This is a genomic window from Mesorhizobium sanjuanii (genome assembly GCF_002529485.1).
Taxonomy (GTDB): Bacteria; Pseudomonadota; Alphaproteobacteria; order Rhizobiales; family Rhizobiaceae; genus Mesorhizobium; species Mesorhizobium sanjuanii.
The window spans coordinates 1-24,067 of sequence record NZ_NWQG01000003.1 but is presented as its reverse complement, the minus strand read 5'-3'; the positions used below and the strand labels follow the sequence as shown (position 1 = coordinate 24,067).

The window sequence follows — 24,067 nt, the reverse complement described above, 5'->3', positions numbered from 1 at the left end:
TGCAACCGCGACGCATCAGCCCCTCGCCTTGCTGCCGGCGACGGTCACGCCAGCCCACTCTTCTATCGGCTTGATGATTTCGGTCAGATCGGCATCCGCGCCAAGGTCGCCCTTGGCCACCGTCAGAAGCTGCCGTACCGCGCCGCCGACGATCATCGGCACGCCAAGCGCGTCGCTTTCCTCGAGACAGAGCCGGATGTCCTTCGCCGACAATCCGATCGAGAAGCCGAAATCGAAGCTGCGGGGCAGGACAAATTTCGGAATCTTGGTCATCGTCGCATTGGAGCTGCCGCTGCCCGAATTGACCACTTCGATCAGCACGTCGGGATCGAGCCCGGCCTTGGTGCCAAGCACCAGTGCCTCGGAAGCAATCGACAGCGCCGTGACCGACATCAGGTTGTTGATCACCTTGATCATTTGCCCCATGCCCGGCTCGGCGCCGACATGGATTGGCTTGCCGAGCACTTCAAGGATTGGTTGCACCGTCTCCATGACAGACACTTCGCAGGCGACCATCATCGCCAGCGTGCCCTTTTCGGCGCCACCGACGCCGCCGCTTACCGGGCAGTCGACCGTCGTGATGTCAGCCACCTTGAGCCCCTGCGCCAACTGCCGCTCGGTGCGCGGGCCAGTGGTCGACAGGTCGATGACGATTTTCGCCCCCTTGCCCGATGCAAGACCGTCGGGTCCGAGCGCGACGGCGTGCACGATCTCGGGCGTCGGAAGCGACAACAGGACCACATCGCACAGGCCCATCAGCTCCGCCGGGGTCGTGGCCCTGCCCGCTCCCTCTCCCGCCAGCGCCGAGACGGCGACGGTGTTGGTGTCGTAGACGGTGACGGTATAGCCGGCCGCAATCAGCCGTTTCACCATCGGGGTTCCCATGCGTCCTACGCCGGCAAAACCCAGCTTGAGTTTGGTCATCTTTATCTCCTGCTTGAAAGCCTGTGCAGCTCAGCTCCGCGCGCGAATGCTCACGGCGCTGCCGCAATCGGATCGAGGTCCAGGCGCACGATATCCCCGATCCCCGGCAGCGCGGCCGGATAGCGCGTCAGCACAAGCGGGTCGTGGCCCGGAATGACGTGTTTGGGCGAACTGGCGAGCTTGCGCATCGTGGCGTAGCCCTCCAGCATGTCGGTGGCGCTCTCCAGCACCGGAAAGGGCCGGTTCTGCTCGAAATTGGCATAGAAGTGCGAGGCGTCGGAGCCGAGCACCACCCAACCGCGCGCCGTCTTCACCCGGATCACCTGCAACCCCTTCGAGTGACCGCCGACACGGTGCACCGTGAGGTTCGGCGCGATTTCGGAGATCCCGTCATGGAACGTCACCCGCCCGGCGAAGAGCTTGGCCACCATGCTTGCCACGTCCTCATAGGCGAAGGGGTGGCGCAGATAGTCGTGGCACATGCAACGTCCGGTGCAATAAGCCATCTCCACGTCCTGGACATGGTATCGGGCATTCGGAAACAGGTCGTGGTTGCCGGCATGATCGAAATGCATGTGCGACAGGATGACGTCCTCGACCTTGTCCGGATCGATCCCGATCATTTTCAGGCCCTCGCCGACCGGCCGCAGCAGCTGCCTTTGCCGCTTCTCGGCCACCTCGGCGTCATAGCCCGTGTCGAATACGAAGGTCCGCGTCTTCCCGACGATAGCCCAGACGAAATAGTCGAGTGGCATTGGACCGTCATGCGGATCGCCGCCGATGAAATTCGCCGCCGCGTTGCGGTCGTGGTGCCCGTAGCGAACCGCGTAGAGTTCGTAAGTGTCATCCATGCGTGCCTCCTTTCGCTGCCAAGCCGCCATCGCGCCCACTCACATCGATCCGGATCCGCTCAGCTCGCAAGCCACCCGCCCTCGACCGGGAGCATGGCTCCCGTCATGTCGCGCGCAATCGGCCCGCAGAGAAAGACCAGGAGATCGGCGACGCTCTGTGGCGAGACGAAGCTGCCGCCGGGCTGCTTGCCTTCCAGAAAGAGGCGTTCCGCCGCGCCGCGGTCAATGCCTTGATCCGCCATCAACTCTTCCACCCGGCTCTCCGTCCCCGGTGTCAGCACCGAGCCGGGACAGAGGCTGTGGCAGGTGACGTCGACGTCCAGATTCTCCAGTGCCACTGCCCTTGTGAGGCCGAGGATAGCGGATTTCGTCGTCACATAGCCGACACGGCCTGGTGTGCCGCGCATGCCGTAGACGGAGGTTATGTTGAAGATGCGCCCGAAGTTCTGAGCCCGCATCTGCGGCAGCAACAGCCGGACGGCATGGAAAATGGCCGAGAGGTTCACGGCCAGCGCCATATCCCATTGATCGGGCGGGAAATCCATGATCGATGCGAAATGCCGTACGACCGCATTGTTGATAAGGATATCCACCCCGCAAAGTTCGGCGCTGGCCGCTGCGACAAGACCCTCCACCTCTGCTGGCGTGGACAGATCAGCCCTGTGATAGGCAATCTGTGAGCCTGTCCTGCGGGCCAGGGCTTCGCGGTGCGGCTCGACCGCCTCGGGCGTTTCGAGTCCGTGCAGCATCACGCTGCAGCCGGCCTCGGCAAGCCTGGCGGCCATCACCTGTCCCAACCCCGCGGTGGAGCCGGTGATCAGCGCACGCCGTCCCTTCAGGACTTTTGCCGAGGCGGGAAGCATCGCCTGTTCTGTTTCCTTCGACACGCTCATATCCTGCCCCGCCGCTTCGTGAGCATCGCCAAAGTCCTCGTCCCGGTCCGGACGCAGCGTCGCGCCATGTTCATCCTTTGGTACCGGTAACAAAAATGGACTATAGAACAGCGCCGTCGGCGATGCAACCGCTGGTACCGGGCCGCGGCGATCAAGTGCTTTCGCGCTGGATCAATTCGAATTTCAGATCAACGACACTGCCGCGCAGGTGCTCGGCCCCGTCCATGATTCGGCTGAGAAGGATACGCGCCGTACGCTCGCCGATATCATAGCGCGGCAGCCTCAGCGTGGTGACGGATGGGCTGACGTGACGCAAAAGGTCCACGTCGTCGAAGCTTGCCAGCGCGATCCGGCCGGGCACCTTCCAGCCGCGCTTCTGGCACTCAAAGAGTGCGCCTACGGCCAGCACGTCTCCCGCGCAAAACAGCGCGTCGACTTCCGGCACGCTCTGTACCACGCGCGCCATCACCTCTGCCCCGGCGGCGAGGCCGCGCTCCGTCTCCAGCACGATGCGGGGATCGGGATCGAGGCCAAGCTGTCTGAGCGCGGCATGATAACCTTGCAACCGGTCCTGCGAGCGGTCGTTGTGAACCGAGTAGAGGCTGGCGAAGGCAATCTTGCGATATCCGAGCCGGCCGAGATGCATCGTCATTGCATAGGATGCATCGTAATTGGAGAAACTGACAACCATATCCAGCGGTTCTCTGGGTATATTGCCGTTTTCGACCACCGGTATGCCTGATTTCCGGATCTTCTCCGCGGCTTGCGGCGTATGCTCGGTGCTGTGCAGAACCAGGCCACTCACACGGTGACTGAGGAAGACCGTTATCAGCTCTTCCTCCTCGTTAGGGTCATAGCCCGACTCGGCGATCATCAGCTGGAAGCCCGAGCTTTTGAGCACCTCCGACAGGCCCTTGACCGTTTGCGTATAGATCGAGTTGTCGATGCTCGGCACGATCAGCCCGATCGTCGTGGAGCGGTTCGAGGACAGGCTGCCAGCCAGGTGGTTCGGCAAATAGCCGATCTCGCGCACCGCCCGGAGCACCCTTTCGCGCATCTCTTCGGAGACTTTGCCAGGCTCGTTCAGCGCCCGTGACACTGTCATGGTGGAGACGCCGGCGCGAGCCGCCACGTCTCGCATCCTCGCGCTGCCGCTATGCGGATTTCCGACTCCAGACGATCTCTTCGGCATTTCCCATCACAGCTCGATGTGGCGGCGGAAATCAAATCATTGCGTCAGAGGGCAAACAAGCCTTCACGGCAGAATTTCGCAATAGTATTGTTACCGATACCAAAATCCAGTATTGCCTGAAAGGGTTTTGCGCATTCAGGGGTTTTGCGGAGATCGCAATGGATGGAACAGCCAACAGCCGAGCGGAACAGGCGGTATTGCGCTATGTGGCGACCGCCCGACCGGTGCAGCAATTGGTCAGCGAGACGCTGACGCAAGTCGCTGGCTTCGCGCTGCTGCAGATGACCTCGCCGCGCCGGGCCGTGCTCGCCGAAGGCGCGCTCGCCGGCGCACAAGAGGCAGCAACGCGAGCAGCCGAGGAGGTGCGCGCGCTCGCGGTGCCCGAAGTCGCTACGCATCACCATCACCATTTGCACGGCGCCGCCGAAACGCTACTCCGCGCCTGCGTCGCGGCGTTGGAGTCTCGCCGGATCGATGCCTCTGAGCAGAGTGATGCACTCGTCCGGGCGCTGCGGGCGTCAAGCGATCACCTTCGAGCCACGGCCTGTCTGTTGCCGGGCTTCGAACTTGTCGATTTCGGCCAGGCGTGCTGCGCGGCCCATGCGCCGCGGCGCCTGTTGCAGGGAGTCACCTAATGCATGTCGCGCAAAAGTGCGCAGCGGTTTTGCGACAACGACATGCATAAACAGGAATTTGAAGCGCGTCGGGACGCGCTTCAAGGGCCAACGGTATCAGGGAGGATGAAATGGCGGATTACTCGATTTGGGTGCTCGAATATGCGGCGGTGGAGAAGTTCCCCTTCAGCGTCATGATGTACGGCCCGCAGCATCAGGGCACACGCAAACTGCCCTATGCCTACGCGCTGCTCAAGGGAAAAGGTGAGACGATCCTGATCGACACCGGCTACGACCACGTTGCCTATGGCGAACAATTGGCGACCGCCTATGGGGTCTCGAACTATCACGGACCGCGCGAGGTTCTGGCCGAATGCGGCGTCAAACCGGAAGACGTGACCAGCGTCTTCATCACCCATGCCCATTTCGATCACATGGGCGCCATGCACCTGTTTCCAAACGCGAAATTCTATATCCAGAAGAGCGAACTGGACAAATGGGTCTGGGCTCTGACCTTGGGCCCGGAATATCGTTTCCTGACCGGTGGCGGCGATCCGGCCGACATCGTGCGCGCCGTCGAGGCGGCGAAGGAAGGCCGCATGATCTGTATCGACGGCGATCAGGAGGATGTGCTGCCGGGCATCGACGTCCATCTGGCCGCCGATACCCATACCTACGGCAGCATGTATGTCACCGTCCGCAACGACGGCGCCAGGGATGGCGAGGACAAGTGGGTCTTCGCGGGTGACCTTATCTATACCTACGACAATCTGACCGGCCTCGATCAGGATGCGCCGCAGATCGTGCCGATCGGCCTTGCGGTCGGCAGCCAGCACAATTTGATCTTCTCCAGCGTCGCGATGCTGAAATCGGTGGGTGGCGAGGTGCGGCGGGTGATCCCTGTCCACGAGGATCGGCTGCGCACCACATTTCCATCGCGGCTAACCGACAAGGGCTTGCAGGTCGTGGAGATCGCGCTCGCAAAAGGCGAAAACAGTAGGGTGGCCTGAAAAAAAACTGGTAGGCTGAGCTTGCACGGCAGGGCGCACTGACGCCCTGCCCGAATTTGCCGTGAATATTCAGAGTTGGTCGGCGCCGGCGACGAAGCCGCCGCCATCGATCACGATCGCCTGGCCGGTGATGAATGAGGCCGCATCCGATGACAGGAACAGCACGAGCTGGGCAATCTCTAACGGATCGCTGATGCGCCCCATGGGGATCATCGGCAGGACCGTATCCTTTGCCCCCTGCTCGCTGCCGAACATGCCGCGCAGCAGCGGCGTCATCACCGAGCCCGGGGCGATGGCGTTGACGCGGATGTTCTTGCGCGCCACTTCGAGCGCCACCGAATTGGTCAGCCCGATCACACCCCATTTGCTTGCGCAATAAACAGCGGTGGTGGCGAAACCCATGACGCCGAAGAGCGACGACGTGTTGACGATCGCGCCACCGCCCTTGGCAATCATATGCGGGATCTGATGCCTCAGTCCGTTGAACATGCCGCGTAGATTGACGTCCATCAACAGGTCGTAGTCGGCGTCGTCGAGCTCGTGCACGGGCGCCGTCTTGCCGGGCACGCCCGCATTGTTGAAAGCGACATCGATCCTGCCGAAGCGCTCGAAGGCTTTCTGGTGCAGCGCGGCCATCGCCTTGCTGTCGCGCACATCGGTCTCCATGAACTCGATCGCGACGCCCAGCGGCTTGACCTCCTCCTTGAGGCTGTTGCCGAATTCGGCGCCGATGCCGGCGACAAAAAGATTTGCCCCCGCCTGGGCGAAGGCCAGCGCCGTGGCGCGGCCAATGCCGGTGGTTCCACCGATCAAGATGACGTTCTTGCCGGAAAAATCGTATTTCACTTGCATGTTTGGTTCCTCCTATGGCCGGCGGCCTCAAGACATTCGCGGCAAGGATCGGCCGCGCCGTGGCTATCCATAGCCTTGACGTGATACCGCTAACAAGTGAAAACAAGGCGAGATGCAGGATGGTGACCTGCTATCGACGGCTTTTTGGTGAAAAGCGAATTTTCCGGGCAGCCCAAGCCTCCTATTGCCGCCCTTTTAAATGTGCATTATGGTACCGGTATCAGTCATGATCGATCGAGGCATCGGGGCAGACCGTAGGACCTGATCTGCAGGGGCCGCTCGGACTTGCAAAGGCCGCTCCCTTCGAGGCCGCCGGCCGGAGGGGTGGCCTTTCGGGTGCGAGGAGCAAACGAAGACCGCTGAAATCTCGTGAAAGGAAGGCGCCGGCCCCATCGTGGGGACGGTCGACAGGGAGAGAGGATTTTCAAAATGTACAAACTGCTGCTTGCCGCATTGACGGCCGGCGCCATGATGGTTGCCACCGTCGCTCAGGCGAAGACGCTTGGCGTCGTTGCACTTCTGGCCAACGATGCCCTCAACATAGCCGTCATTGGCGGCGCGACCGAAGCCGCCAAGGCTGCCGGCTGGGACGTCAAGGTGACTGATACCCAGGCGAGCGCCGACCAGGCCAACGCCGCGATGAACTCTTTCGCCGCGCAAAAGGTCGACGCGATCTTCGTGCTTGCCTTTGCCAGCAGCTCCATTGGCTCCGGTCTGGCAGCGGCGCGCGACGCGGGCATTCCCGTCGCCACCTGGGGCGGCGAGATCGTTCCCGGCATCGTCGTGACGACGAGCGGTCGCCAGGTCGGCGACGACTCGGTGAAGTTCCTGATCGACAAGGTTGGCGAAAAGGCCGACGTTCTGGCGATGACCTTCCACCCCGGAAAGCTCTGCATCGATCGCGGCATCGCCTTCGACGAGGGCGTCAAGGGCAAGTCCGACGTCAAGGTGGACTACAGCGAAGTGACTGCGCCCGGGCAGGTTCAGTTCGGTAACGCCACCGCCGCGGCCTGGCTCACCGCGCATCCCGCCGGCGGCGACAAGCCGCTCGCCATCTGGGCCTGCTGGGACGAGCCGATGCAGGGAGCCGTCGCTGCAATGCGCCAGGCCGGCCGCACCGACGTCACCACGGTCTCGATCAACGGCAGCCCGCAAGCACTGCAACTGGTCAAGGAAGGCGACCTGACGGCGACCGTCTGGCAGCCGGCCTACCAGGAAGGCAAGGAGGTCTTCCAGGCCATCCTTGACTCGATCAAGGCCGGCGCCTCCTGGCAGCCGAAGGACATCCAGATCCCCGGGATCGTGGTCACCAAGGACAATGTCGACAAATTCATGGCCGAACATCCCAATGGAATGTGAGACCGCTTTGCAGCGCTTGGCGGAGCGGCGTCTCTAGATGCCGCCCGCCGCTTCGGCCGGGCCATGGATGCGCATCCGCGGCCTGACCAAATCCTTTGCGGGAGAAGTCGCTCTCGACCACGCCGATCTCGACATCGAGCAAGGCAAGGTGCATGGCCTGGTCGGCGCCAACGGCGCCGGCAAGTCGACGCTGATCCGCTGCCTCGCCGGGGTGACGGTGGCTGACGAGGGCAGCGTGACGATCGCCGGCGAAGACCTGCAAAAAGGGTCGCCGCGAGCGTCGGAACAGGCTGGGCTTGCCTTCATCCATCAGGAATTGAACCTGATCCCGCATTTCAACGCGCTGCAGAACATGCTGCTCGGCGCGCCCAAGGTCACCCGTTTCGGGATAATCGACTGGCAGCGTTCCGGCGTCGCCGCCCGCGCCGCCGCCGAACGCGTCGGCATCCGCTTTCCGCTCGAGACGAAGGTTTCCGAACTGTCGGTGGCCCAGCGCTGGTTGGTCATGATCAGCAAGGCGCTCGTGGGCGAAGCCAGCATGATCGCGATGGACGAGCCCACCGCCTCGCTCTCGGGCCCGGAGAGCGAGCAGCTCTTCGCCATCATCCGCGATCTCTCGGCCCAGGGCGTGGCCATACTCTATGTCTCGCACCGGCTCGAAGAGGTGCTCCAGCTCTGCGACAGGATCACGGTGCTGCGCGACGGCCGCATCGTCGATGGCGCGGAGCGTGGAGCGCTCAACAAGAAGGGCCTGGTCAGAGCCATCATCGGCCATGACATACGCCCGCCGGACGCGCGCACCCGCTTCGCCGCCGACCGCAGCCGGCAGCCGATCTTCTCCGTCCGCGACATCGCCTGGAAGAGTGCGGTGAAGGGCGTGAGTTTCGATCTCTACAAGGGTGAGGTCCTGGCGCTCGGCGGCCTTGTCGGCGCCGGACGGACCGAACTTGCCCATCTCGTGGCCGGCGCGGCCCGGCCGGATGCCGGCCATTTCGAGCTCGACGGCAAACGGCTCGATATCGCCAACGAGGCCGAGGCGGTCCGTGCCAGCATAGCGCTGGTGCCGGAAGAACGCCGCTCGCAAGGCGTGATGCTGCAGCAGTCGGTGGGCTTCAACATCAACATATCTACCTTGAAGAAGCTGCGCGCCATTCCGGGGCTCCCGTTCGTCTCCGACACCAAGGCCCGGCGGCAGGCGAACAGCCTGATAGCCCAGCTCGGCATCAAGACGCCCAGCGTCGACGCCAGGATCGGCGGTCTTTCAGGCGGCAACCAGCAAAAGGCGCTGATCGCCCGCTGGCTCAATGCCGGCACCAGGCTCCTCATTCTCGACGAGCCGTCTCGCGGTGTCGATGTCGGCGCGCGTGAAGAGATCCATGATGCGATCCGGACGCTTGCCCGGTCCGGCGTCGGCATCCTGGTGATCTCGTCGGATGTCGAGGAACTCACGCTGCTGGCGGATCGCGTCCTCGTCATGCGCGAAGGCCGCGTCACCGGCGAACTGACCGGCGCCGATATCACCGAGGCGCGGATCATCGAACTCAGCTATCACGATCCCAATGACGAAGAAGGAGACATCGCATGATGGCCCAGGCCGGAACAGCGGCGAAGGACGCGCCACAGCTCCGCAAGTCCTCTTGGAAGCGGACCGCGCTGATCTGGCTCTCCCGCTACGGCACGATCGTCGGGCTCGTGCTGATGGTGGTCTTCTTCTCGGCGAACGCGCCAGGAATCTTTCTGTCCCGCGCCAATTTCCTCAACATCCTCAGCCAGGCGTCGCTGACCGCGATCATCGCCTCCGGGCTGACCTACACGCTCGTTGTCGGCGAGTTCGACCTCAGCATCGGCTATGTCGCGAGCTTCGTCGGCCTGATCGTCACCGGACTGATGGCTTACCAGGGTTTTCCGATCTGGCTCAGCATTGTCTGCGCCCTGCTCCTCGGCGCCGCGATCGGCGCGTTGAACGGCGTGCTGGTGACCAAGGTGAGGATCAATGCCGTCATCTCCACGCTGGGCATCGGCACCATGCTGACGGGGATAGGCTTCACTTACAGTTCCTTCCCCATCGCCACCGGAATCCCACGTGCCTTCACCGACATTTCGCTTGGTCGCCTCGTCTTCGGCCTGCCCAATCCGGTGATCATCATGGTGATCGTACTGATTGCGCTCTGGGTCATCTTGAACAAGACCGACATCGGCCAGAAGATGCAGGCTGTCGGCGGCAATCTGGAGGCGGCGAGGCTCTCGGGCATCCGGGTGGACCGCATCAAGATTTTTGCCTTTGCCACTGCCGGCTTCTGCGCCGCTTTGACGGGAACACTGCTGTCCTCGCTGCTCGGCAGCGGCACGCTGGCAGCGGCCGACGGCTATCTCCTGGACGCCTTCGCCGCCGTCTTTCTGGGTTCCGCCACGCTCAAGGAAGGCGAATTTCACATAACCGGGACCCTGGTCGGCGTGCTCATCCTGGCGGTCGGCTTCAACGGGCTCAGCATTTTCGGCGCGCCCACCCATTTCCAGCCGATCTTCAAGGGCGGCATCCTCGTTCTCGCTGTCGGCATGTCCGCTCTCGCCCGGCGTTATGCCGCCTCGGTGTGACCGAGGGCCGGCACCAGGCCCTTCGAGGATGCGCCTGACTTGCATGACTGGCGATCGATGACGAGGAGGACGCGGACCCAGTCCTATGGTTTCGGGTCCCAGATTCCCATTTTACGCAAGGCGCGCACCTCCTCCCTTATGAGGGTGGTCAGCGCCCGGATGACGGTAGTGGTTGGCCGCTGCGTCGACGTCGCGAGCAGCAGTTCCCTTTCTATCGACGGGTTCTGGATACGCCAATATTTGATCCTGCCTTCCGCCACCAGATTGTGGCAACTCGAATAGGACAGGATCGTATACCCCATACCGGCCTCGACGAGGCGCAACGTCGAGGGCATCGCCTCGACCTCGACCTCGATCCTGGGCTCGATGCCGACGGAACCGAAGATTTGGTCCAACAGCACCCGCAGCCCATGCGGTCGGGCCGGAAGGATCATGGGGATACGCGAAACAACCTCGGCATCGACCGGCCCGGGGCCGAGCTTGCTGGGGTCATTCTCGGCGCCGAGCAGGAAGAGTTCGTCGCGCAGGATCGGTTCTGACAGAAGGTTGTTCATGCGCGGCGCGTTGTAAAGCACCGCGACGTCGATCTTCCCCATCACGAGCCATTCGAGGAGATGGCCGCTGAACCCCTCGACGACGCGCATGCTCACCTGCGGGAACTGCTCGTGGAAATGTTGGACGAGCGGCGAGGTAAGGACGACGCCGACCGATGGCGGCATTCCGAGCGCAATCGTCCCACGCGGGTTCGATCGCAAGGCGCCGAGTTCAGTCGAGGCCCGCGAGGCCTGCTCCAGGATTGCCGATGCGTAGTCCCGCAGAAGCTTGCCTGCCTCCGTCAGGACGATGCCGCGACCGTTGCGATAAAGAAGCGCGATCCCGACGCTCTCCTCCAGCGCCTTGATTTGCCTGCTGAGCACCGGCTGGCTGACCGATAGCGCAACGGCGGCCCGCGAGAAGCTGCCGAATTCTGCCACTGCCGTGAACAGCTGGAGCTGCCGTAAGTCAAACATGAACATTGCCTCGTCGCAAAATGCGGAACAGAGAATTTCCGTTGGCATGCAACGAATGCCGGAGTTTGGGGTACATCGAAGCCGTTGACAAGCGCGCGTCAGGCCCGCGGCAAAGCTGTTATGCGCGTCGCGGGCCTTATCGCTCGGGCAGGAATTGGCCTAGTCTCAACCAGTCCAAGAGTGCCTGAATTCAATAGATTTGAGAGGAAAAGTCGTTGCAGCGTCAAACGCTTGGGTTCATCGGCCTCGGCCGCATGGGCGTGCCGATGGCGCGCCGCCTGATCGAGGCCGGCCACCATCTGGTCGTTTACGACACGCGGCCCGACACGGCGAAAGAGTTGCCGGTGGAATTCACCAAACTTGCCGTATCTCCCAAGGCGGTCGCGGATGAAGCCGACATCGTATTCTGCAGCTTGCCGACGCCACCCGTCGTCAGGGAAGTCGTGCTGGGTGCGAATGGAATAGCGGCCGGCTCGAAGGCCAGGATCATTGTCGACGTGTCCACCACCGGACCGAGCATGGCAAAGATCATCTCGGAGTCCCTGGCCAGCAAAGGCATCGCATGGGTGGACGCACCGATATCGGGTGGCATCGCAGGCGCACGCAACGGCACGCTCGCCGTTATGGTCTCCTGCCCTAAGCAGATCTACGAGGAAATCGAACCTGTTCTGGCCAATTTCGGCCGCAGGTTTTATTGCGGAGAAACGCCAGGAAGCGCTCAGGTTGCAAAGCTCGGCAACAACATGATCGCCGCCGGCGTCATCTTGCTGTCGGCGGAGGCGCTCGCCATGGGCGTCAAGGCCGGCCTGGATCCCACGGTGATGTGCGACATCATCAATGCCTCGAGCGGGCGAAACAGCGCGACGCAGGACAAGTTCCCCCGTGCCGTCTTGCCGGGAACCTTCGATTTCGGCTTCTCCACTGCGCTGTCGTACAAGGATGTGCGCATGTGCGTCGATGAAAGCGAGAATTTGGGCGTGCCCATGGTTGGCGGCTCTCTGGTTAGGCAGATGCTCGCCGCCACCAATGCCCGCTTCGGGCCGGATTCCGATTTCACCTCGATGGTCCGCATCATCGAGGAGTGGGCCGGCGTGGAGATACGCGCCTAGGCCTTGTTTTGTGGAGAGCAGCAAATGACGACGCGCTCGATGGAACTGGCGGATGCCTTGGCGAACCTTGCTTCGCCGGTTTTCAGTCCTGCCGTCGTCACCAAGGCCAAGCTCTGCCTGCTCGATTTTCTCGGCTGTGCGTTTGAGGCTTCGGCATTGGAGCCCAGCCAGCAGGCGGTCGCCGCCGTGGCGGCAGCGCCTGGCGGCCATATGATTGGCGAAAGGGCGACGACGACACCAGCGGACGCCGCCTTCGTCAATGCCGTGAAGGGCCACGGCCTCGTCAGGGAAGACATGCATGCCGCGTCGGTGTGCCACCACGGTGTGGTCGTCTGGCCGCTGCTTCTTGCCTTGGCCGAGACGGAGACCGTTTCCGGCATGGACCTGATCCGCTCGGCGGTGGTCGCCTATGAGGTCGGCGGACGGCTTGGCAGGATGCTGATCGATCCGGCGATGTCGTCACTTTTCCGACCGACAGGACTGGTCGCTCCCATCGGATCGGCATGCGGCGGCGCCTGGATGCTGAAGCTCGACCGACAGCAAGTGGCCGCGGCGATTGCCTTGGCGGCGAATACCGCGTCCGGGCTGAACCAATGGCCGCACAGCGGCGGCTCCGACATGTTCTTCCATCCCGGCTTTGCCGCGCGCAATGCCTGGATGGCGGTTCGACTGGCCGACGCCGGAGCCTTCGGCAGTCCTGACATACTTGAGGGCCGGTCGGGATACTTTGCCGCGCTGGCGAGGCGGCCGATGCCTGGCCCGATCGAACTCTTCCCCGATGGCGAGGCGGATATTCTCAACGTCTATCACAAGGCTGCACCTGCCTGTAATTTCGCCCAGACAGCCTGCCAGACGGCATTGAAGCTTGTCGAAATCATTGGCTCGGATGCCGCGCCGGTCGAGCGCATCCGCATCAGCGTGCCCGCTGCGGCTGCCGCATATCCCGGTTGCGACCGGACAGGACCGTTCGACAGAGCCCTGCAGGCGAAGATGAGCATTCCCTTTGGTGTGGGGGCCGTGTTTGCACATGGCCGGCTGTCCGAGGATATCTACAGCGATCTCGCTCATGCTGAAACGCTGCGCCTGATCGGCGCCAGCGAACTGGTTGCCAGCCCGGATCTGACCGCGCTGTTCCCCGGCCACCAGGGCGCGGCGATCGATGTGACGCTCGGCGATGGCCGCCAGCTCTCGATGGGTCTGCCCGATGTCGTGCCCGCAACGGAAGCGGAGGTGCGCGAGCGCTTCCGCTCGGCGGCCGCAGCCATCCTTGGCGTTGCCGCGGCCGAAGCCATCGAAGAGTTCGTCGACAGGCTGGACACCAGGAAAGACGCCGGCCGGCTCCTGTCGCTTTGTGCGGCGAAGGGAGCGGCCAAAAGGCAAGCGACGCGAGCGCCCCGACAAGGGGCCGGCAAAGCTTCGCGGCCGTGGTCCCGTCAAGTTTCGTAACCGATCCCGAAGCAGGAGCAAATTCATATGTCCAAGGATGTCTTCGAGCGTGGCCTGGCGATCCGCAAGGATGTGCTGGGCAAGGAATTCGTCGAAAAGTCGTTCGCCGCGGCGGACGACTTCAACCGCCCCATGCAGGAGCTGGTAACGGAGTATTGCTGGGGTGCGGTCTGGGGCCGCGAAGACCTGTCGCGCAAGACGCGCTCGATGCTGAACCTCGCCATGATCAGTTGCCTCAACAGGCCCCATGAGCTCAAGATGCATGTCAAGGGCGCCTTGCGCAACGGTGTCAGCCGCGACGAGATCCGCGAGATCTTCCTACAGGTGGCCATCTATGCCGGCGTGCCCGCGGGAGTGGATTCATTCCGCATTGCGCGCGAGGCGTTCGCCGAACTCGATGCCGCCAAGGCCTGACCGGCGTTTTTTGGGGACCGCCTGACATGACGGATCGGCAACGGATAGCCTTCGTCACCGGTGCCGCGAGCGGCATCGGTCGCGCGGTTTGCATGAGCCTCCATGGCAAGGGCTGCCGCGTCGTGCTGGCGGATCGCCAGCAAGGTCCCCTCACCGCGCTGGCTGGCGATCTCGGCGCCGACGTCTTCCCGCTCCCCCTGGATATCACTGACGGCGCCGCCGTCGCCAACTGCCTCGACCGGCTGCCGCCGGAATTCCGCGAGATCGACATACTGGTGAACAATGCCGGCCACGACATCGGCGGGCGTACCCGCTTCGACATCGGATCGGCCGACGACTGGTCGGCGATCATCGAAACCAATTTGATCGGCCTCATGCGCGTGACGCGGGCGATCCTGCCTGGAATGATCGCACGCGGCCGCGGCGACATCGTCAACATGAGTTCGATCAGCGCGCTGCGCCTGGTGCCGGACCAGGCGCCCTACTCAGCCAGCAAGGCTGGCGTGCACATGCTGAGCGACATTATCCGCGGCGAACTGGCGGAGACACCCATACGCATTATCGAGATCTTGCCGGGGCTTACGCGCACCAACATCGTCAAATCCCGTCACCGTGGCGACGAGGAGGCGTCTCGACAATATTTCGAGAAGTTCGGCATGGCGCTCGACCCCGAAGACATCGCCCGATGCGTCTTATTCGCGCTGGATCAGCCGCCCCACGTCCAGATCGCGCAGATGTTCGTCCTGCCGACGAACCGGTGGTAGAAACCGGCTAGGCCTAAGCATTAACGTCGCCGCATTTTCGCCGCGACTTCGGTTCTGTGACCGGCCGCTCCTGCCACGACGGGCTCAGTGGACCGCCGCGTACATGATCCCGCTTTCGGTCGCCTCGGCGATGTCCATTTCCTCGACAATCCGTCCCTGCCTCGCAACGAGAATCCGGTCTGACAGCGACATGATCTCGGGCAGGTAGGAGGAGATGACCACCACGGCCATGCCGCTGTCGGCAAGCTCGTTGATGAAGTTGTGGATCTCCACGATGGTGCCGACGTCGACCCCGCGTGTGGGCTCGTCGAGGATGACCAGCTTGGGCTTCTGGATCAGCGCCTTGGACAGAACCACTTTCTGCTGGTTGCCGCCGGAGAGTTCGATGACGCGTGCATCGGCGTCGATCGCCTTGACCCCCAGCCGCTTGGTCCATTCGGTGGCAAGTTCCCGCCCCTGCCGCGGCGCGACCGGGGTCAGCGGATTGTTGCCTTTGGCGAGTTGCCCAAGCTGGATGTTGCCGGCGATCGTCATGGTTTCGAAGAACCCCTCGATCTTGCGGTCCTCTGTGACATAGACGATGCCGTCGCGCACCGCCGGTCGCGGCGTCCGGTAGCGAACCGGCCTGTCTTCGAAGCGCACCGTGCCGCCATGGAAGTAATCGCGCTTCAGCACGCCGGCGACGATCTTCATCGTCTCGGTGCGTCCCGCGCCGACAAGTCCGAACATCCCCGTCACCTGTCCGGCGAACACAGAGAACGACGTATTGCGCACGGTGTTTCCCATCGAGAGGTTTTCGACGCTGAGGATCTTTCTGCCCATGGGCCGCGCCACGCGCGTCTGGCCGGAATAGAGTTCGCCGGACAGGCTGCGGCCGACCATCGCCTGCACGATCCGGTCGCGGTCGAACTTGCTGGTTTCGTCGGTCACCACCACTTTGGCGTCGCGCATCACCGTGATGCGGTCCGACAGCTGCAACGCCTCTTCCAGCGCATGGCTGATGAAGATGATCGCAATGCCTTCTTCCTTGAGCCGTCGGGCAAGGTTGAAGAAGTGGAACTTCTCCTCAGGCGTCAGCGTCGCGGTCGGCTCGTCGAAGATGATGAGCCGCGCATTGTGGTGAACGGCGCGCGCGATCTCGACCATCTGCTTCTTGCCGGCTCCAAGAAAGGAGACCTGCGCCGTGGGATCGACGTAGAAGTTGAGCGACAGCAGGTAGCGCTGCGCCTGGATGTTCAATCCGCGCAGCCGGTTGAACAGCTTCTCGTCTCCAAGATAGATGTTCTGCGCCACTGACATCGACGGCACCAGATTAGTCTCCTGGAAGACCATTGCTATGCCGCGGTTCAGTGCGTCTGATGGCGAATTCAGGGTGACGGGCTGGCCGTCGAGCAGCATCTCGCCGGAGCTCGGCTGATAGACGCCGGCGAGCACTTTCATGAGCGTCGACTTGCCCGCGCCGTTCTCGCCGAGAATGGCGTGTATCTCGCCGGGACGGATCTCGAAATCCACGTTCGAGATCGCCAGAACGCCGCGGAAATCCTTGGAGACGCCACGCAATTGAATGAGCGGTGTCATCTTGCGGTTTGCCCCGCTCGTTCGTCGATCGCCACGATCTTCCCCGATCCCTTTGCACCGACCAGAAGCCGCCCATCGGCTTCGCACATTGACGTCACGCCGTGCACATCGCCATCGGCACGGCTTTGATAGTTTCGCAGCATCGCCATGCTCTCATCGCAGCGCACGACGAGGCCTGCCGACCAAGTCGGCGACCACGGTTTCAGCATATTGAGCTTCTTGCGCGCGCCGCCCTGTATGGGTTCGAGGAAGCTCCGCCCGGTGACGAGGGAGGGAGCGATCCAATATTCTGGATCGATCGTCTCGATCATGCGCCTGCGGTATTCGTCTTCCTTCAGGACGAACTCGACGAGCGGGTTGCGCGGCGCAAACATCGCCAGCCAGAAGCCGCCTTCCGCTGCCGGTGCGATGCGCCCGGGATAGGCGGGGAGCGAGCCGAGGGCGATCTGTTGGTGCGAGCCGTCGAGACCCGTCGAGAGGACACGGTGCCGCCAGGCCTCCGAGACGAAGACGCGATCCCTCGACACGATTATCCCCGATGGAAACGCCAGCCCCGACGCGATTGAAACGGCTGTGCCTGCGCCAAGGTCGACACGCCAGACCGAGCCCTCGGCCGTCTTCGTCATCAGATCGTGCTTCCACCGGTACGCGGGATTGCGGGCCGATCCTACCGCGACGAGCAAGGTGGAGGGGTCGGCGAAAGCCATCGCCGTGATGCACCCCACATTGAGCCCTTCCGGCCTGATCAGTTCCGTGGAAGCGCCGTCCGGCCGCTCCATGCGGATGCCCTCGCCCTCAACGGCGACAGCCAACAGATCCCCGGTCGCCGCCATGCTGGTCACCGGTTTTCCGGTGCTGCGCGTTCCGGTAACTGACAGCCCCTGCCCGCTGTTGCCGGCTGCCGGCGCCAGCGTGTGGATCTCATGGCCAACGGAACAGACGATCTGTCGTCCACGCAGCACCAGATTGTCGATATCGGCGAGATTCAGCTGCAGCGGCGCTGCATCGAGCTTCGCATTCGGCCGCAGCGGACCGTCCATCGGCGGCACCGTGCTGCCTGTGAGGTCGAAACCGCGGAAGTTCGCCCAGGCGCGCTTGACGGCGCCGATCATGGGCGCGGCCCCCAATAGGCATCCTGCCCGCACCAATCGGGATCCGCGTCCGGCAGTCTGTAGCGGCCTATGCGGTTGTTCGAAACGCCGCCCAGATAGAGCCATCCCCTGTGCTCGCGCATCGAGGTGATCATCGGGTGGTTGCGGCCGCCGAGATCCCAGAGATTGTCGAGGATCTCCCCCTTCTCGTTGAACTTCACCACGCAGCCGGTGTTGATGTTCGGGTAGAGCCACTGATCCGGCGCGACGCGCCGCGCCATGCGCTTGCGGAAGCCGGGCATACGCATCGCAAGATCCAACGCCGGCCCGCGCATGCCGAGCAGCGCCAGCCAATAGTTGCCGTCCGAGGCCCGGTTGATGTTGTCGGGATAGCCGGGCAGACTGGAGATGACGCGTTCGGTCGTGCCCTTCTTGGGTCCGTCGAACCAGTATCTGCTAATGGAACAGGTCCAGCTCTCCGCGAACATGAAGGATTGCCCGTCGGGACACATCGTGACGCCGTTGGCGAAGACCAGCTTCGGAATCTCGGTGTGCGTCTTGCCGGTGCGCGGGTCGTAGCAGATCATGCGCCCGCTCGCTCGGCTTTCCAGCGCATCGGTCGCCCAGTCCTCCTGCTCGTAGCGGATCGTCGCCTCGCTGAAATAGACGCGGCCATCGGGTGCAACGTCAACGTCATCGGCGAGCCGCAATCGCGAATCGTCCACGACCGAGGTCCAGCTTCGGTTCGTCTCGTCGGTGAGCTTGGTGACGGTCTTGTCGCGCGCAACCTGGAACAGACCCATGCCGCCGATGCAGACCAGCAGGTTGCCTGTGCGGTCGAACGCCATGCCGAGCGGATGGCCGCCAATATGCGCGAACACCTCGGAACGTTTGTGGTCGGGACCGAAGAAGCGAACGATGTCGCCATGCCTTGTGCCGCAATAAAGATTGTCGTCGCGGTCGAGGATGACGTCTTCAGGCCCCTCAATCTCGCCGAGCCCAATGATTTCGACGGAGCGCAAGCGATCGTTCAGCACATAGGGCGAGCCGGGTGCGTCGACCTTCGGCGCCGGCGGTAGGGAAAGGTAGGCAGGCGAGACATAGACCTTGGCGAGAATGCGGTGGCGGTGCTTCTGCCAGCGCATATCGACGAAGACGGCGAACAGCAGGATCGCTCCCAGGATGGTCGAGGTGATCGGGCCGCTGATGCCGAGATTGATCAAGCCGTTGGTGAGCATCAGCACCAGCAGGCTGCCGATGATCGCCTTCGCTACCGAACCCCGGCCGCCGCCGATCGCCGTTCCACCCAGCACGGCAGCGGTGAGCGCCTGCACTTCGAGCCCGACGCCGGTGTCGGACCCTGTGCTGCCCAGTCGGGCGGCGAACAGGAAGCCGGCCAGCGCGCACATCGTGCTGGAGGCGACATAGGTGAGGAACACCATGAAGCGCACGTCGATGCCGGCGTTGAAAGCAGAACGCCGCGCCCCGCCCACGGCGGTGAGCCGCCAGCCGGGGCGCATGCGCGACAGCACGAGGTGCCAGGCGAGAGCGATCACCAGAGTGATCACCAGCGAGGTCGGAACGCCGAGCACCGTGCCTTCGCCGATGAACAGCCAGAGGTCGGACATGGAGAAGCCCACCATCATCGAGGTGGACATCTTCACGAAGACGATCTCGTAGATCGATCGGAAGATGATCAGGCTGACCAGCGTGGTCAGGAAGGCGCGCAGGCGCAGATAGCCGACCAGCACGCCGTTGATGGCGCCGCACCCCATGCCCATGACCAGGATGCCGGCGAGGACGACTGGGACCGGCAGTTCGTAGACATTCACGCCGATCAGCGAGAACAGCACCGCGAGCGAGAAGACGGCAGCGACCGAGAGGTCGATGCCGCCTGAGATCATCACCACCGTCAGGGCCAGCACCACGAGCCCGAATTCCGCGAACTGCCGGGCAAGGTCGGAAAGGCTCGACAGGGACAGAAAGTCCGGAATGATCGAGCCCAAAACCACGATCGTGAGCAGGAGAGCGGAAAACGGGATCGCGTTGTCGATCCAGCGCTTCGACAGAAGCTCCCCGATCAGATGATCGGGGAGATAACGCGAACGCAGGTAGGCGAAGGTGTCGCTGCTGGCCATGATGATCTTTGGTGCTCGCCCAGTCGGCCTACTTCAGCTGGTCCAGCTGCCAGCAGGTGCGCGGACCGATATTGTCCTTCGTCAGCAGCGTCAGCGGCGTGTAGTAGGAGGTCTTGCTCTCTCCGGCCTTGGCCGGCGCCAGCAGTGTCTGCACGATCTGCTGGTTGATCGCATTGCCCTGGAGCGGGACATCGTAGCTGATGATCAGGTCCAGCAGCCCCTTCTCGATGTTGTCGCAACCTATCTTGTTGCCGCCGCCGGAGGTGACGAGGTAGATGTCGTCGGCCTTGCCGGCCGCCTGGATCGCGGCACCGGCGCCGACGTCCTGATTATCCCAGTTGCCGACGACACCACACAGATCCGGGTGCTGCTGCAATACCGTCTCCATGATCGCGCGTGCCTTGGCGGGATCGTACTGGGCGGCCTGCTCCGACACGACCTTGATCGATGGATCCTTGGCGAAGGTCTGCTTGTAGGCATAAAGCTCGTAGAGGTCCGAAGCTGCCGTAGGCTGGCCGCGGATGATGGCGATCTTGCCGGACTTGCCGGAGCCGGCTCCGCACTGCTTCACCAGCGCATCCGCCTCGATATAGCCAACCCGCGACCAGTCGGCGCCGACATAGGCGTCGGTCGGCACCACGGATTCGAGATTGAGCTGGATCACCTTGATGCCGGCGTCCATGGCGCGCTTCAGCAACCGCGCGTAGGATTGCACATCGGGATTGTGCGCGATGATGAGGTCGGGCTTTTCGGCGATCAGCGCGGTCAGAGCGCGCGTGCCCGCATCCGTGCTCCAGTTTGGATCGCGGATTTCGAGCGTATAGCCGAGGTCGGCCGCCTGCTTGCGCATGATCGCGGCCCAGCCCTCCGTCAGGTCGAAGCCCATCGCCAGGGGAATGAAAACGACGCGCTTTCCCTTCAAGCCGTCATAGAAAGGGTTGCGCGATGGGTTGTCGAGGCCGTCATCGGCATGTGCGGCGCCGGTGAGCCCAAGGGCCATCAGCCCTGCCGCCAGAATGTTGCGTATCTTCATGGTTTCCTCCCGTTGAATTGCAAACAAGATGTGGTTCAGATGTCCCCTTGGCTTTGCTGCGAGGTCTGCTCGTCCCTGGGGTTGATGAAACTGTCGACCATGATCGCCAGCAGAAGGATCAGGCTCTTGATCAGGTTCTGCGTGGTGTAGGTGATGTCGAGGATGGTCATGCCGTTGAGCAGCACGCCGACCAGCAGCGTTCCGACCAGCACGTTGCGCACACCGCCGCGGCCGCCGCTCAGGCTTATGCCGCCCAGCACCACGACGAGCAGGACGTCGTAGATCATCGTAGAGTTGTAGACGCGCGTGCTCATGCCGGACACCGCCGCCGCCATGACGACACCGGCGAGGAAGGCGATCAGCGAACTCACGACGTACTGCGCCACGATCAGCGGCCGCAGCGGCAGACCGGTGATGCGGGCCGCCAGCGGATTATCGCCTGCCGCATAAACAAACCGACCGAAACGCGTGCGCAGCAAAAGCAGCGCAATCAGCGCTGCAAGCACGGCAAAGGCGATGATCGGCATTGGCAGGCCGAACAACAAACCGCGGCCGAGAAAGTCGAACCAGGTGACGCCGACCGGGGTATTCTGCACGTCGATCTGAAACAGGAAGGCGCGCCCGGAACCGTAGGCGACAAGGCCCATGGCGAGCGTCGTAAAGATCGCCGGGATATCGGCGTAGGCGACGAGAATGCCGCTCGCCAGGCCGATGGCAAGCGCGAGCAGGACGCCATACGCCAGCGCGGTGTCAAATGGCGTACCGGTCTGCGCCATGGACAAGACCCACGACAGCGAGACCACCATCGTGGCCACCATCGCGAGGTCTATTCCCCGGCCGATCACGACCAGCCCCATGCCGAGGCCGAGGATACCGAGGATCGAGACGCTGCGCACCAGCGCTATGAGGTTGCCGGCGGTCAGGAAATTGTTGAGCGTCAGCGCGAACACCGCAAACATCGCAACGGCCAGTGCGAACACCACGCCCTCTTGCGACAATCGCGCCTTCCCCATTTTTCGGACCTCCCAGACCGGCCGATATCGATCCGCGGACGCGGACCCGCGCGATCGGCATCGAGCTGGAACGAACATCCCTTTTTTGGAGAACCCGAGACAGACCCGTCGGTGGAATATCAGTTATGTTGGCTACCGGCCTCTATCGCGAAGAACGGCAAGTGCGCAGGGGCTTTGGAGCACCGGGCGGCCCGGAGGGGTGTTCAAAAGCATTTATTTTATTGGGTTTTTCGTGGGCCAAACCAGAAATTTTCCCGCATCGTTCCGCATGGTACCGCGAGCTGGACATAGTCGTTCGTCTTTGCTCTCGATCAATGAATGCCCCAATTCGTGCTGGTAGGCTTTGTGCATCAACCGAAAGGTGCCTGGAGGAGAGAATGCCCCGGCGAGGAACGACCATCGGTTGGCCAAACATCGCTAACCGATAGGAAACATGGAGGATGTCCCCTTTCTGGTTCTTCCGTCGAATTGACAATGCGGTGATTGAAAGCTGAACCTGACACAACACCAGCGTTGCCCTGTCTTGAATCAGCCATGGTCCAGGAGCCGAAGGAAGAAATGGGGTTTGGGAGGATAAGCATGGGCGAGGATTTGCCCCGTCATCATGCCGACCGCATTCAGGCCGCGATCGCTTCGGACGCCGCGGCGAAGTCGGCGCTGGTCGCCTCTTGGCGACGGTCTTCCAGTTTGCATCGGCTCGATCCGACTGATTGCAGCCCGCCACGCTATCTGACAGAGGCCGAATTGGAGGAAGCCCGGCAACCCATCGAAGCACTCGTCCGAGCTGCCCAACCGAGTCTGGACCGGCTCTATCTTGCGGTGGGCGGCGTCGGATGCTGCGTACTGCTCGCCGATCGCAACGGTGTGCCGGTAGAACGGCGTGGCGCGCCCGTGGATGACGAGACGTTTCATTCCTGGGGGTTGTGGACTGGCTCCGTCTGGAACGAAGAGAGCCAGGGCACGAACGGTATCGGTACCTGTCTGGTTGAACAGCGGGCGCTGACGATCCACCGCGACCAGCATTTTCAGACGCGCAACACGGGGTTGAGCTGCTCCACTGCCCCGATCTACGATCATGAGGGGAGACTTGTCGCCGCGCTTGACGTCTCGTCCTGCCGGGCCGATCTGACCGAAGCCTTCGCCGATCTTATTTCGGTGGCCGTGGTCGATGCCGCACGCCGGATCGAAGCGGAAAACTTCAAGATGGCGTTCCCGAAGGCGCGAATTCTGCTGGCGCCGGTAACCGACAAAGGCTCCGGCGCGCTGATCGCGCTCGATGCCGACGACCTTGTGGTCGGCGCGACCCGGTCGGCTCGCCTGGCGCTTGGGATAACGCAACAATGTCTCGACAAACCGATGCCCGCGGCCGATCTGCTCGGTTGGGCTGAGAGCGGCCCGGAAATTCTCGCCGACGCGGAGCGCGGCGTTCTCCAGCGGGCGCTGGCGCGGGCAGATGGAAATGTCTCGGCCGCGGCTCAGGCGCTTGGCATCAGCCGCGCGACGCTTCACCGCAAGCTCAACCGCCTGGACGTGCACAGGTCCCACTGACCATTCGAATCCTCGCATGACTGTCGCAATTCTGCGACACATCCGGTCTGCCCACTGCCTCCGATACGGTGACAAGAGCGGCGGAAATCACAAGTCTCTCTTTCCGAAGCGTTGCATCCCGCGACGTCGGCTTCGGGAGGAAGACAGATGAACAAGGTTGAATTCTCACGTTCGGTCAAGGCGCCGTTCGACAAGCGCTACGGCAATTTCATCGGCGGCAAATGGGCCGAGCCGCACGCCGGCCGCTACTTCGAGAACCACTCGCCGGTGAACGGCCAGTTGCTGTGCGAAGTGGCGCGTTCCGACGCCCAGGACATCGAGGCGGCTCTCGATGCGGCGCATGCCGCCAAGGACGCCTGGGCACGCACCAGCGTCGCCGAACGCTCGCTCATCCTCAACCGCATCGCCGACCGCATGGAGGAAAACCTCGATCTCCTCGCATGCGCCGAAACCTGGGACAACGGCAAGCCGATCCGCGAAACGACCGCGGCCGACTTACCTTTAGCCATCGACCATTTCCGCTATTTCGCCGGCGCCTTGCGCGGCCAGGAAGGCAGCCTTTCCCAGATTGACGACGATACCGTCGCCTATCATTTCCATGAGCCGCTCGGCGTGGTAGGCCAGATCATCCCC

At 62.9% G+C, this 24,067-nt stretch carries 22 protein-coding genes; 11 read left to right on the top strand and 11 right to left on the bottom strand.

Translation table 11 applies throughout. The annotated features are described in order from the left end of the window. Window positions 1–15: 15 nt before the first annotated feature. The 4 genes from CN311_RS00520 to CN311_RS00505 form a co-directional block, all read right to left on the bottom strand. Window positions 16–924 carry an NAD(P)-dependent oxidoreductase gene (locus CN311_RS00520; protein ID WP_097571484.1) on the bottom strand — a complete coding sequence of 303 codons (909 nt, stop codon included), beginning with the start codon at window positions 922–924 and terminating at the stop codon, window positions 16–18. Between the two features lie 50 nt (window positions 925–974). Then, on the bottom strand, window positions 975–1,775 hold the full coding sequence (locus CN311_RS00515) for an N-acyl homoserine lactonase family protein (RefSeq protein WP_097571483.1): 801 nt from the start codon (window positions 1,773–1,775) through the stop codon (window positions 975–977). 59 nt (window positions 1,776–1,834) lie between these two features. Beyond that, entirely contained in the window at window positions 1,835–2,662 is an 828-nt protein-coding gene (locus CN311_RS00510) for an SDR family NAD(P)-dependent oxidoreductase (protein WP_208866376.1), read from the bottom strand. A 157-nt stretch (window positions 2,663–2,819) separates the two neighbouring features. After that, entirely contained in the window at window positions 2,820–3,809 is a 990-nt protein-coding gene (locus CN311_RS00505) for a LacI family DNA-binding transcriptional regulator (protein ID WP_280954019.1), read from the bottom strand. Between the two features lie 209 nt (window positions 3,810–4,018). Between CN311_RS00505 and CN311_RS32395 the strand changes: the two genes are divergently transcribed. After that, complete coding sequence (locus CN311_RS32395; protein ID WP_097571481.1) at window positions 4,019–4,495, top strand: hypothetical protein; 477 nt, start codon at window positions 4,019–4,021, stop codon at window positions 4,493–4,495. Window positions 4,496–4,605: 110 nt separating this feature from the next. Further along, window positions 4,606–5,484 carry an N-acyl homoserine lactonase family protein gene (locus CN311_RS00495; RefSeq protein WP_097571480.1) on the top strand — a complete coding sequence of 293 codons (879 nt, stop codon included), beginning with the start codon at window positions 4,606–4,608 and terminating at the stop codon, window positions 5,482–5,484. Window positions 5,485–5,553: 69 nt separating this feature from the next. Here the strand turns inward: CN311_RS00495 and CN311_RS00490 are convergent, their stop codons facing one another. Further along, the gene (locus CN311_RS00490) at window positions 5,554–6,336 is read right to left on the bottom strand and encodes an SDR family NAD(P)-dependent oxidoreductase (protein ID WP_097571479.1); all 783 of its coding nucleotides are present in this window, start codon (window positions 6,334–6,336) and stop codon (window positions 5,554–5,556) included. A 429-nt stretch (window positions 6,337–6,765) separates the two neighbouring features. Between CN311_RS00490 and CN311_RS00485 the strand changes: the two genes are divergently transcribed. Genes CN311_RS00485 through CN311_RS00475 form a run of 3 tightly spaced genes read left to right on the top strand, consistent with a single transcriptional unit; the run spans window position 6,766 to window position 10,290 of the window. Next, window positions 6,766–7,695, top strand: coding sequence for a sugar ABC transporter substrate-binding protein (locus tag CN311_RS00485; RefSeq protein ID WP_097571478.1), 930 nt, complete (start codon window positions 6,766–6,768; stop codon window positions 7,693–7,695). 37 nt (window positions 7,696–7,732) lie between these two features. Then, on the top strand, window positions 7,733–9,280 hold the full coding sequence (locus CN311_RS00480) for a sugar ABC transporter ATP-binding protein (protein ID WP_097571477.1): 1,548 nt from the start codon (window positions 7,733–7,735) through the stop codon (window positions 9,278–9,280). Further along, window positions 9,277–10,290, top strand: a complete 1,014-nt coding sequence (locus CN311_RS00475; RefSeq protein ID WP_245440671.1) for an ABC transporter permease — start codon at window positions 9,277–9,279, stop codon at window positions 10,288–10,290. Before CN311_RS00480 ends, CN311_RS00475 begins: the two co-directional genes overlap by 4 nt. 83 nt (window positions 10,291–10,373) lie before the next feature. Here CN311_RS00475 and CN311_RS00470 read toward each other — a convergent pair whose 3' ends face one another. Next, a complete protein-coding gene (locus tag CN311_RS00470) occupies window positions 10,374–11,348 on the bottom strand; it encodes a LysR family transcriptional regulator (protein WP_245440670.1) in 975 nt (324 codons plus the stop codon). Window positions 11,349–11,515: 167 nt separating this feature from the next. On the opposite strand from CN311_RS00470, the gene CN311_RS00465 reads away from it, so the two are divergent. Genes CN311_RS00465 through CN311_RS00450 form a run of 4 tightly spaced genes read left to right on the top strand, consistent with a single transcriptional unit; the run spans window position 11,516 to window position 15,033 of the window. Next, window positions 11,516–12,409, top strand: coding sequence for an NAD(P)-dependent oxidoreductase (locus CN311_RS00465; protein ID WP_097571476.1), 894 nt, complete (start codon window positions 11,516–11,518; stop codon window positions 12,407–12,409). A gap of 24 nt (window positions 12,410–12,433) precedes the next feature. Then, on the top strand, window positions 12,434–13,855 hold the full coding sequence (locus CN311_RS00460; protein WP_097571475.1) for an MmgE/PrpD family protein: 1,422 nt from the start codon (window positions 12,434–12,436) through the stop codon (window positions 13,853–13,855). Window positions 13,856–13,882: 27 nt separating this feature from the next. Then, window positions 13,883–14,269, top strand: a complete 387-nt coding sequence (locus tag CN311_RS00455) for a carboxymuconolactone decarboxylase family protein (RefSeq protein WP_097571474.1) — start codon at window positions 13,883–13,885, stop codon at window positions 14,267–14,269. A gap of 26 nt (window positions 14,270–14,295) precedes the next feature. Then, the gene (locus CN311_RS00450; protein WP_097571473.1) at window positions 14,296–15,033 is read left to right on the top strand and encodes an SDR family oxidoreductase; all 738 of its coding nucleotides are present in this window, start codon (window positions 14,296–14,298) and stop codon (window positions 15,031–15,033) included. Between the two features lie 84 nt (window positions 15,034–15,117). Here the strand turns inward: CN311_RS00450 and CN311_RS00445 are convergent, their stop codons facing one another. From CN311_RS00445 to CN311_RS00425, 5 genes are read right to left on the bottom strand one after another with little or no spacing between them, the layout of a single operon-like run. Further along, complete coding sequence (locus CN311_RS00445; protein ID WP_097571472.1) at window positions 15,118–16,611, bottom strand: sugar ABC transporter ATP-binding protein; 1,494 nt, start codon at window positions 16,609–16,611, stop codon at window positions 15,118–15,120. Next, window positions 16,608–17,723 carry an SMP-30/gluconolactonase/LRE family protein gene (locus CN311_RS00440; protein WP_097571471.1) on the bottom strand — a complete coding sequence of 372 codons (1,116 nt, stop codon included), beginning with the start codon at window positions 17,721–17,723 and terminating at the stop codon, window positions 16,608–16,610. Before CN311_RS00440 ends, CN311_RS00445 begins: the two co-directional genes overlap by 4 nt. Further along, entirely contained in the window at window positions 17,720–19,840 is a 2,121-nt protein-coding gene (locus tag CN311_RS00435) for an ABC transporter permease (protein WP_097571470.1), read from the bottom strand. The genes CN311_RS00440 and CN311_RS00435 overlap by 4 nt, the downstream gene beginning before the upstream one ends. Before the next feature lie 28 nt (window positions 19,841–19,868). Continuing rightward, window positions 19,869–20,873, bottom strand: coding sequence for a sugar ABC transporter substrate-binding protein (locus CN311_RS00430; RefSeq protein WP_097571469.1), 1,005 nt, complete (start codon window positions 20,871–20,873; stop codon window positions 19,869–19,871). 35 nt (window positions 20,874–20,908) lie between these two features. Further along, complete coding sequence (locus tag CN311_RS00425) at window positions 20,909–21,886, bottom strand: ABC transporter permease (protein WP_097571468.1); 978 nt, start codon at window positions 21,884–21,886, stop codon at window positions 20,909–20,911. 579 nt (window positions 21,887–22,465) lie between these two features. Between CN311_RS00425 and CN311_RS00420 the strand changes: the two genes are divergently transcribed. Together CN311_RS00420 and CN311_RS00415 are read left to right on the top strand one after the other, a co-directional pair. Beyond that, complete coding sequence (locus CN311_RS00420) at window positions 22,466–23,434, top strand: GAF domain-containing protein (RefSeq protein WP_097571467.1); 969 nt, start codon at window positions 22,466–22,468, stop codon at window positions 23,432–23,434. A gap of 147 nt (window positions 23,435–23,581) precedes the next feature. Beyond that, on the top strand, window positions 23,582–24,067 hold a 486-nt coding region (locus CN311_RS00415), incomplete at its 3' end, for an aldehyde dehydrogenase family protein (RefSeq protein ID WP_115504218.1).